General features: G+C 41.5%; 7 protein-coding genes and 16 tRNA genes. 3 read left to right on the top strand and 20 right to left on the bottom strand.

Annotated features, from left to right (window positions below; genetic code table 11):
• Position 1: 1 nt before the first annotated feature.
• The 4 genes from BN3772_RS02720 to BN3772_RS02735 form a co-directional block, all read right to left on the bottom strand.
• On the bottom strand, positions 2–1,297 hold the full coding sequence (locus BN3772_RS02720; protein ID WP_042196362.1) for a four-carbon acid sugar kinase family protein: 1,296 nt from the start codon (positions 1,295–1,297) through the stop codon (positions 2–4).
• A gap of 19 nt (positions 1,298–1,316) precedes the next feature.
• Complete coding sequence (locus BN3772_RS02725) at positions 1,317–1,991, bottom strand: aspartate/glutamate racemase family protein (RefSeq protein WP_042196364.1); 675 nt, start codon at positions 1,989–1,991, stop codon at positions 1,317–1,319.
• A 4-nt stretch (positions 1,992–1,995) separates the two neighbouring features.
• Entirely contained in the window at positions 1,996–2,658 is a 663-nt protein-coding gene (locus BN3772_RS02730) for a class II aldolase/adducin family protein (RefSeq protein WP_042196366.1), read from the bottom strand.
• A gap of 69 nt (positions 2,659–2,727) precedes the next feature.
• Positions 2,728–3,810 carry an isocitrate/isopropylmalate dehydrogenase family protein gene (locus tag BN3772_RS02735; RefSeq protein WP_042196369.1) on the bottom strand — a complete coding sequence of 361 codons (1,083 nt, stop codon included), beginning with the start codon at positions 3,808–3,810 and terminating at the stop codon, positions 2,728–2,730.
• A 248-nt stretch (positions 3,811–4,058) separates the two neighbouring features.
• Between BN3772_RS02735 and BN3772_RS02740 the strand changes: the two genes are divergently transcribed.
• The 3 genes from BN3772_RS02740 to BN3772_RS02750 all read left to right on the top strand — a co-directional run bounded on the left by BN3772_RS02740 (position 4,059) and on the right by BN3772_RS02750 (position 7,154).
• On the top strand, positions 4,059–4,664 hold the full coding sequence (locus BN3772_RS02740) for an RraA family protein (protein ID WP_042196371.1): 606 nt from the start codon (positions 4,059–4,061) through the stop codon (positions 4,662–4,664).
• A gap of 925 nt (positions 4,665–5,589) precedes the next feature.
• Entirely contained in the window at positions 5,590–5,859 is a 270-nt protein-coding gene (locus BN3772_RS02745) for a helix-turn-helix domain-containing protein (RefSeq protein WP_042196373.1), read from the top strand.
• 77 nt (positions 5,860–5,936) lie between these two features.
• Positions 5,937–7,154: a site-specific integrase gene (locus BN3772_RS02750; protein WP_042196374.1), complete on the top strand. Its 1,218-nt coding sequence runs from the start codon at positions 5,937–5,939 to the stop codon at positions 7,152–7,154.
• 36 nt (positions 7,155–7,190) lie between these two features.
• Here the strand turns inward: BN3772_RS02750 and BN3772_RS02755 are convergent.
• From BN3772_RS02755 to BN3772_RS02830, 16 genes are all read right to left on the bottom strand, one after another.
• A tRNA-Leu gene (locus BN3772_RS02755) sits at positions 7,191–7,269 on the bottom strand.
• A 195-nt stretch (positions 7,270–7,464) separates the two neighbouring features.
• Positions 7,465–7,538 (bottom strand) — tRNA-Cys (locus tag BN3772_RS02760).
• Positions 7,539–7,544: 6 nt separating this feature from the next.
• Positions 7,545–7,619: transfer RNA gene (locus BN3772_RS02765), tRNA-Gly, on the bottom strand.
• A gap of 5 nt (positions 7,620–7,624) precedes the next feature.
• Positions 7,625–7,699 (bottom strand) — tRNA-Gln (locus tag BN3772_RS02770).
• 34 nt (positions 7,700–7,733) lie between these two features.
• A tRNA-His gene (locus BN3772_RS02775) sits at positions 7,734–7,806 on the bottom strand.
• Between the two features lie 40 nt (positions 7,807–7,846).
• A tRNA-His gene (locus tag BN3772_RS02780) sits at positions 7,847–7,922 on the bottom strand.
• A 25-nt stretch (positions 7,923–7,947) separates the two neighbouring features.
• A tRNA-Trp gene (locus BN3772_RS02785) sits at positions 7,948–8,021 on the bottom strand.
• A 5-nt stretch (positions 8,022–8,026) separates the two neighbouring features.
• Positions 8,027–8,112 (bottom strand) — tRNA-Tyr (locus BN3772_RS02790).
• A gap of 5 nt (positions 8,113–8,117) precedes the next feature.
• Positions 8,118–8,193, bottom strand: a tRNA-Thr gene (locus BN3772_RS02795).
• 20 nt (positions 8,194–8,213) lie between these two features.
• A tRNA-Phe gene (locus BN3772_RS02800) sits at positions 8,214–8,289 on the bottom strand.
• 20 nt (positions 8,290–8,309) lie between these two features.
• Positions 8,310–8,387, bottom strand: a tRNA-Asp gene (locus tag BN3772_RS02805).
• Between the two features lie 6 nt (positions 8,388–8,393).
• Positions 8,394–8,467 (bottom strand) — tRNA-Met (locus tag BN3772_RS02810).
• A gap of 17 nt (positions 8,468–8,484) precedes the next feature.
• Positions 8,485–8,560: transfer RNA gene (locus BN3772_RS02815), tRNA-Val, on the bottom strand.
• Between the two features lie 66 nt (positions 8,561–8,626).
• Positions 8,627–8,701: transfer RNA gene (locus BN3772_RS02820), tRNA-Glu, on the bottom strand.
• Positions 8,702–8,726: 25 nt separating this feature from the next.
• Positions 8,727–8,816 (bottom strand) — tRNA-Ser (locus BN3772_RS02825).
• Between the two features lie 3 nt (positions 8,817–8,819).
• Positions 8,820–8,895: transfer RNA gene (locus BN3772_RS02830), tRNA-Asn, on the bottom strand.
• Positions 8,896–8,918 lie beyond the last annotated feature (23 nt).

Below are 8,918 nucleotides of genomic sequence, written 5' to 3' on the forward strand. Positions count from 1 at the left end.
TTCATTCCCCTCCTTTCACGACAGATAAATCTTTAAGATGCTGGATAGCATGAGACAAAAAATTTGCAGTTCCAAAACTGCCTGATTTCAAGACAATTAACAATTCGGGACCAATGCTGAGTCCTGATGGCAGGCCGGTCTCTATTTCTTTAATAATGTAACTACCTACTATCCCCAATTTTCTAGTGACTGTACCCGAGGTATCACCGCCCGCTACAATTAATCGTTTGAAAGATGTCTTTAACAGCACCTGATGTGTAACCTCTGCCAGAATGGCAGATACGGTTTTACTGACCTTCAGTTCGTTTAGACCTAAGTTTTGTCCTATTTGTTTGGTTTCTTTTACGATGTCAGGATTATTATCCGCCATGACCAAAACGTCTTTGCCGGAATGTATGAGTGGTACTGCCTCACAAACCGCTCTTTCCACTTCAAAGTTGCATGACTCAGAATTAAAAAACTTTCTTGAGTCCATAACAATATAATTTATTCCTTGCACAATTAGCGCAGCAGTCTGCATTTTTGTCTGTGGTGTTAAGCTTCCCGAAACGATAAGTACACCATTCGAGTCCCTCATATCCTTGTGTCTTAGCGGCTCCAAACCATTTGTGGCTCCCCAGTAGAGAGGAAGCTCTTCGGCAATTGCAGAGCTTCCGCAAATAATCGGCAACTGGTAGATTGCTTGAGCAACCAGCTTAAGGTCATTCTGAGTTTCCGAATCAATGATACAGTAATTGCATCTTTCCTTAGCTTTGCTGATAGCAAAGCTAAGGGCATAAATACCTTTTCTGACGGTTTCAATTGGAATCAAAGATACTTTGCGCGCGGTTTGTGACTGCAGGACCTTCACAAGATCCGATTCCAGTGTCGGATGAACCGGGTCCTTGGCAAATTCGGAATCTTCAAGCCGCTTCCCGTTTACCCTATGAATGCCATGTCTGGTTTTTCTCCCATTTTTAGGGAATGCCAAGGAAATGACTGCAAAGCTTTCTCCAAGCACATCCATCATCGCATCAAGCTCAGCACCTATATTTCCGCGGAATACAGAACATGTTTTGTTGTAATAAGTCGTACAATTAAGCTCACGAAGCTGTTTTGTAGCTTTAAATACCTTATCGTAGCTCTCTTTAGCGGAATCCAATCTACTGTCAGTATCTATAACAATAACATCTGCCTGCTCTGGTGAAGGAGCATTCTTAGAATCAAACGTTATAACCTTTACCGCATAGCAATTGTTAGTGAACATTATGCCTATGTCATTTGCTCCTGTTGTATCATCGGCTACTACCCCTATCATTTGTCTTTTTCACTCCCTTCTATTGCTCAAGCTTGCTCATTGCCTGCTTTAAAGCTTGGATACTGCTCTCCGGGCTTGTCAGTACCTGTTTGTCAGTAATGTCGTAATGGTCAAGCGCTCTAGCCATAGAGATTTGCGCCAATACAATGACCTCACAGGTTTTGGATAACAATTTGATATGTTCCTGAATAAGTGAGTTATGGCGCTCTATATCGCCTGCTTGAAGTGCCTCAAAAGCATCAGGTAGAGTCGAAGTTTCGAGATGAATATCTTTCCCTTTTTGTACAGCAATGTCTCTCAATATTTGAACAGTTGTCGGAGTCGCAGTAGCCACAGTTGCAATTACTCCAATATGACTTCCCCGCTCTACCGCTTGCTCTAGCATGCTGTAATCCACGCTGATAATGGGAAAATTAAATAACTCTCTGAACAAAGACACATAAGGTGTAAAGGATGAGCATGAGAGAAGAACGCCTTCGACTGCGGCTTCGTCAGCTTTTTCCAACAGGTGTATAAATCTCCGAAGCATTGTTCTTGTCACCTTCCCACATGCATTCAGGTCTGTGATAAGGCCTTCGTCCAAAAAGTTTAGCGTAGCAAGATCTGGAGCATATCTCCGGACTGCCTCACTCATCGGACTTAACGAATTAAGTGTGGCATGGATAAGACCGATACGTTTACCAGAGCTATTCATCCGACTACATCTCCTTATGTTGATTAGGCATCGTTTTGCGGGGTTTATACATTGAATCCTCCAAAAAATTGCGTACTACCTGCTCAGGAATGCGTATTAAATTTACTCCTGATGCCTGAGCTTGAACAATCATTCTGCAAGCTATTTCTAAAGTCTCTAGCCGCATTTTGGCTTCGTTTATATTGTCATCAAACACAACAACACCATGGTTGCTCATCATGATTACGTTCGCATTTAGAGATTGCTCAGCGATAGCTTCCCCTAACCCTTGGGTACCCGGATGATGATAATCGACGTAAGCGATATGCTCCAGATAGTACATCGTTTCTATAAATAAATCTGAAAGAATAGGAAGATTGCTACAGGCCATCATCGTGCTGTAAAACGGGGAGGAATGGATAATAGCTCCTGCATCTGCTCGCTTCTGATAAATTCCAGTATGAAAAGGCATCTCTTTTGAGGCGCGGCGGAACCCTTCTTGAGTTCCGGTCGAAATATGGGTAACGACAAAATCATCTTCATTCAGACTACCCATAAAGGTACCAGAGGCGGTAATAACCATATGCTCATGATTAATCCTTGCACTCATATTCCCCGATGTACCCCATGCTAATTGATTATTAAGCAAGTATTTTCCAACTGAAATCAATTCCTTTTTCAGTTCCATTGTGATGCCTCCAAGTAAATTTTGAATGTTATAATATGAAGTCCGGTAGCAAGCCGGACTATACGATAATTACATTTCCACGAATATTTTTTCAATATTTGATACTATGGTTTTTGTAAACTCAGTTGTTGACGCGGTGCCTTTCAAGTCTTTTGTTTTTACACCTTCGCCCATTGTTTTAAATACGCCCTTCTCTATTAATTCAGCAACTGTTTTTAGATTTTTATCATTATGTCGGACACTGAGCCATTCCATCAGCATTACTGTTGAAAGAATAATACCTACCGGATTGGATATATTCTTACCAGCAATATCCGGGGCAGAGCCGTGAGCGGCCTGCGCCATTGCTAATTGATCATTTGTATTAATGGATGGTGCGAGACCAAGACTACCCACGAGTTCACCGGTTAAATCGGAGAGAATATCACCGAACATGTTTTCCGTTACAATAACATCAAAATCCCTTGATCTTCTAACCAGGTGCGCGGTCATGGCGTCAATATGATAGTCGTCTACCTGAACCTCAGGATACTGCTGTGCCACTTCAAGACAGACATTTTTAAATAATCCTGTGCCCAGCTTAATTACATTGGCTTTGTGCACAATGGTCACCTTCTTGCGCCGCTTCATAGCCATTCTGAATGCCTCATGAGCTATCCGCTCCACCGCTTTTCTGGTGAAAACACCTGTGGATACCACGACATCTTTTGTAATCTGCCACTCACCTACACCTGTATACATATTCCGATCGCAATAATACCCTTCTGTATTCTCACGGAAGATGATAAGATCTGTATTTTCGACTACGCCTTTAATTCCCTTTATATTCTTGGCTGGACGAACGTTGGAAAAGAGGTCAAAGTAATGTCGTAGCTCTCCGCTTGGATTACGATAAGCACGATATTGTTCTGGATAAGCAGCAGAATCATGCGGCCCCATAATCCAACCATGAAGCTTTTCAAGCTCATCCTTGGTATATTGAGGGATAGGATCTGTATGGCTGTTAATAGCCTCCCAGCCCATCGGCAATTTAACGAACTCAATATCAACACCAGCTCGTTGAGAAGCAGCTTTCAAAATTTCAACTGCAGATTCCGTAATCTCTGGACCGATTCCATCGCCATATAAGGCACCTAACTTATAAACTGTCATCTTTTCCAATCCTCTCAAGTAAAGTGATTAAAGCCTTTGCTTGATTTCACTATAGTTCAGCTTTACAAATACTTAAAATATTGACTTTTGATGCTATTTCATAACATTTTTTTATGTCTAAATTGCGGAGTAATATCATTTACTGGTATCAGCCTTTTTTATTAACATCAATAGAAATTTATTATTATTTCATCTATTTATTATAAGGTACAATGTGTAAATAATACTTTTTTCAGGAGGTGTTCCAGATGTCAGCATTTATACCGACAACGTGTCTCTCGGATGCGATGCAGGGAATCAATAATATGGATGCAGCTATAAAACCTTTGAAGGGCAGCTATCGATTTGCTGGAAAAGCGCTAACCGTGAAGATGGTTCCTGGTGATAATCTAATCGTTCTACGAGCTATTCGCGAATCATGTCCGGGTGATGTTCTAGTTATTGATGCTAAAGGTGATACATCTAGGGCTATAGCCGGCGATTTTGTAGTTGGAATGGCTAAAACAATGGGTATACAAGCAATAGTTGTGGATGGTGCTATTCGTGACATAGAAGGAATTCGACAATTGGATTTCCCAGTATTTTCAAAAGGAAGTACAGTCGCTGCTTCTCATAAAGAAGGCAAGGGAGAGCTGAATGTACCTATTTCCTGTGGAGGTGTTTCGGTGCGTCCTGAAGATTTTATTGTTGGGGATGCTGACGGGGTCGTTGTAATTTCCGCAGAGTTGAAAGAGAATATTTTCTTAAATGCAGAAGAAAAGATGAAACAAGATGAGATAAGGGAAGCAAAAATTTCAAATAATAAACAAGCAGTGCTTGCCTATTTGGACCAAATGTTGAAATCTCATTTTTAACGTATACTTTGGTTCGCAAATTTAGCTTGACTTGTAAATAAGTTCACTTCATCTACTAATTGATTATAATAATTAATTTTTATATCTTGCCTATGGCAACCCTTGACTTGTTAAATATAGTTTTGGGTTGCTATTTGTATTTGACTTATTTATATATCTTTATTTAATGTGAATTCGTTCATTACCAGAAGAAATATCTTTTTAGAGCGAGTATATCTCATTATAATTCATGCTGAATAAGTCAGTTACACACTTATTAATTTATTTTTTTGTATAAAAATAAGTTCTTCATCGGCATGCCTGAGAATCTTATCCGTCTTTTCCATATAACTTCACTTAATATACAAAAAAATTTTGGCCCCATTTAGGCCCACCTCCGTTTATTTTCTATTTTTATGAATTGAATTGGACATTTCAGAAAATTGTCAGTATTTTAATTTATTTATCTACAAAACAATGCATTATTAGATTGCCTTTTCTGCTCACTCACCCCATTTAAATAACAGGAAGTAATTTATGATTTACTCCTGAATTATTTTGAACTTTGAAAACTTAATATATACTGTTTCAAGTACTTTCCTTTTTCTTTGTGAGAACTAAAGCGACATAGCGGAAACGCCACGACAGTCATTAAATGGCTTGAGCGACCAAATTTCTGGCTAGAATCATCTTTTGGTAGGATGAATCGCCATAACCAGTTAAAGGGTACTATGATACTTCTGCCTGGCCAGCATCACAGCATTGGGGGCAGCTCGCTCGGATGAGGGGGAACTTTGGGTGACCAAGGTTATGATGCCGCTTAACCCGCGGCAGCTTGGAACAGATTTAATCTTCAACTAATGGAGATGAAGCATGAGGAAAATAGTCTACTATGCAAATGGTCCTCCATATCCTTTCTACATAATTAAGAAAGGAGATAATTCTTATGGAAAGCAGCCCATTAGTTAACCCTGAATCTTTGCATTTGTTAGAACTTATGTTTCAAGAATACCCTGATGTCGTTGATATCAAGCAACTTTGCAATATGCTGGGTGGTATTAGTACCAAAACAGCATACAAACTTCTTCAAGCCAATCGCATCCAACATTTCAAAATAGGACGAGCATATAAAATCCCTAAAATTCAAATTATTTTATACCTGCAGATTTTGATTAATCAACAGCCGGATTTAAACTTCACCGCTTTAACGCATTGAATCAATTGGTGTACTGTGATAAAATAAGATCTGTCAATGGTAGGAGAATTGGGCCGCTAAATTAAGGAGGGAAACGAGTGATAGCGGGTCACCTTCAGGAGAAAAAAGGGTTATTTTATATTGTATTAAACTGTAAGGATGAAGATGGTAAACGTAAGCCTAAGTGGATTCCTACCGGACTTCCTGTTAAGGGGAATAAAAGGAAAGCCGAATCGCTGCTTATGGATGCTCGCAGAAATTTCCAACCAGAAGCAACAATTCAGGCAGTAAATATTGATAAGAAAAAGAAAGAAATCACAATTATTTCTGATGAAGTTAAAGAAACTCTTTTTGCAGATTACATGCTTGAGTGGTTGGAAACGGTAAAACCGAGTATAGAACTCATAACGTATATTTCTTACTCAAATGCTGTTAAAGTTCGTATTGTTCCCTACTTCAATCAAACAGGTATTACGCTTGAAGAACTTAAACCAAAGGACATCCAAGATTTTTATAGCTATGTAATAAATATTCTTAAACTTTCAGCTAATACGGTAATCCATTATCACGCCAATATTCGCTCAGCTCTTCATCATGCTTTTATTACCGAAAGGATCTCTTCAAATCCAGCCGATAAAGTCATTCGTCCCAAAAAAGAGGTTTTTGTCGGCAGCTATTACAATGCGGAACAAGTCAACCAATTATTGAATGTAATCAAAGGCGATCCTATCGAGCTTGGTGTTATGCTTGCTTCATTTTATGGTTTAAGACGTAGTGAAGTCATCGGTCTTAAATGGACGGCAATTGATTTGGTTAACAGAACCATTACAATTAAACATACGGTAACTACTGGATCATTAAACGGAAAATACATTACTATTGAAAAAGATCGTACAAAGAACAAGCCAAGTCGACGTACGCTGCCGCTTGTAGACGCCTTCTATGACCTCCTGGTACATTTAAAGGATCAACAGGCTATTAATCAACAGCAATATGGAGACAGCTATTCTAGAGCTTACACGGGCTATATATACGTGAATGAATTAGGTGAACGTATCAAACCCAACTACGTCTCACAGCACTTCAATCTTGTATTGAAAAAAAACAATATGCCCCATATTCGTTTTCATGATCTCAGACACAGTTGTGCCACATTGCTGCTTGCAAATGGCGTTAGCATGAAAGAAGTTCAAGAATGGTTGGGCCACAGTGACTATTCAACCACGGCCAACATCTATGCTCACCTGGAGTTCAGTTCCAAAGTCACTTCCGCAAACCGAATGAATGAAGTGATAAAAATAAAAACAGCCCATTAGATTTTCCATCTAATGAACTGTTCTTAGTAAGAGTAATACCGGCGAGAGGACTCGAACCTCCACGGTTTCCCAAACGATTTTGAGTCGTTCGCGTCTGCCATTCCGCCACGCCGGCACATTTAAAGTCTCTATCGCTCCTCTGGATAAAGGAGAGAACTGCAGGAGAGAACTTTTGAAACACATTTTGAAGAATCCAGTCATACCAAGTCTTTTAGCGGTGATTCCTTCGACTTACGAACTCGATTTTGAGTCGAGCGCGTCTGCCATTCCGCCACGCCGGCGTATTCAAGCTTATTATTCCAAAAATCAATGGAGGCGCCACCCAGACTCGAACTGGGGATAAAGCTTTTGCAGAGCTTTGCCTTACCACTTGGCTATGGCGCCATAAAATGGAGCGGACGACGGGAATCGAACCCGCGACCCTCGCCTTGGCAAGGCGATGCTCTACCGCTGAGCCACGTCCGCATAAATGGCTGGGGATATAGGATTTGAACCTATGCATGACGGAGTCAAAGTCCGTTGCCTTACCGCTTGGCTAATCCCCAATATTCATTTCAATCTTCATTGTAGTAATAAAAGGGCGACTGATGGGTCTCGAACCCACGAATGCCGGAACCACAATCCGGTGCGTTAACCCCTTCGCCACAGTCGCCATATTAAGCTATTATTACATTTTGACACTTTAAAATTAATGGGGCGGCCGATGGGTCTCGAACCCACGAATGCCGGAACCACAATCCGGTGCGTTAACCCCTTCGCCACGGCCGCCATATTAAGCTTTAAAGTATTACATTGGCAGGGGCAGCAGGAATTGAACCCACACCAACGGTTTTGGAGACCGTTGTTCTACCTTTAAACTATGCCCCTAAAGATGGTGGAGGCTGATGGATTCGAACCACCGAACACGTACGTGAGCAGATTTACAGTCTGATGCGTTTGGCCACTTCGCTAAGCCTCCACAGATGGTGCCGGCGAGAGGACTTGAACCCCCAACCTACTGATTACAAGTCAGTTGCTCTACCAATTGAGCTACACCGGCATATTCTATTGTAACAATCATGGTGGCGCGGGAGGGAATCGAACCCCCGACACAAGGATTTTCAGTCCTTTGCTCTACCGACTGAGCTACCGAGCCATATAAAGTTGTGATACAAATGGCGGAACCGACGGGATTCGAACCCGCGATCTCCTGCGTGACAGGCAGGCATGTTAGGCCAACTACACCACGGTTCCAAATAATTGCGGGGGCAGGATTTGAACCTGCGGCCTTCGGGTTATGAGCCCGACGAGCTACCGGGCTGCTCCACCCCGCGTCAGTAATAAATATATATGGTGGAGGCTGAGGGGATCGAACCCCCGACCCTCTGCTTGTAAGGCAGATGCTCTCCCAGCTGAGCTAAGCCTCCATCAAAACCAGCAACTTTTATATCATATCATTTCTCAATTAAAAAGTCAAGCTTTAAAATTAATATTGGTGACCCGTAGGGGATTCGAACCCCTGTTACCTCCGTGAAAGGGAGGTGTCTTAACCCCTTGACCAACGGGCCATACTAATGATATATCCATAAGGAACGGAGAGAGAGGGATTCGAACCCTCGAGACGCTTGTGGCGCCTACACGATTTCCAATCGTGCTCCTTCGGCCAAACTCGGACACCTCTCCAGATGGCTCCCCGAACAGGACTCGAACCTGTGACAACTCGATTAACAGTCGAGTGCTCTACCAACTGAGCTATCAGGGAATATACAGGCTTGATCACCTGAA

Source organism: Paenibacillus camerounensis (assembly GCF_000723885.1).
Lineage (GTDB): Bacteria > Bacillota > Bacilli > Paenibacillales > Paenibacillaceae > Paenibacillus_AQ > Paenibacillus_AQ camerounensis.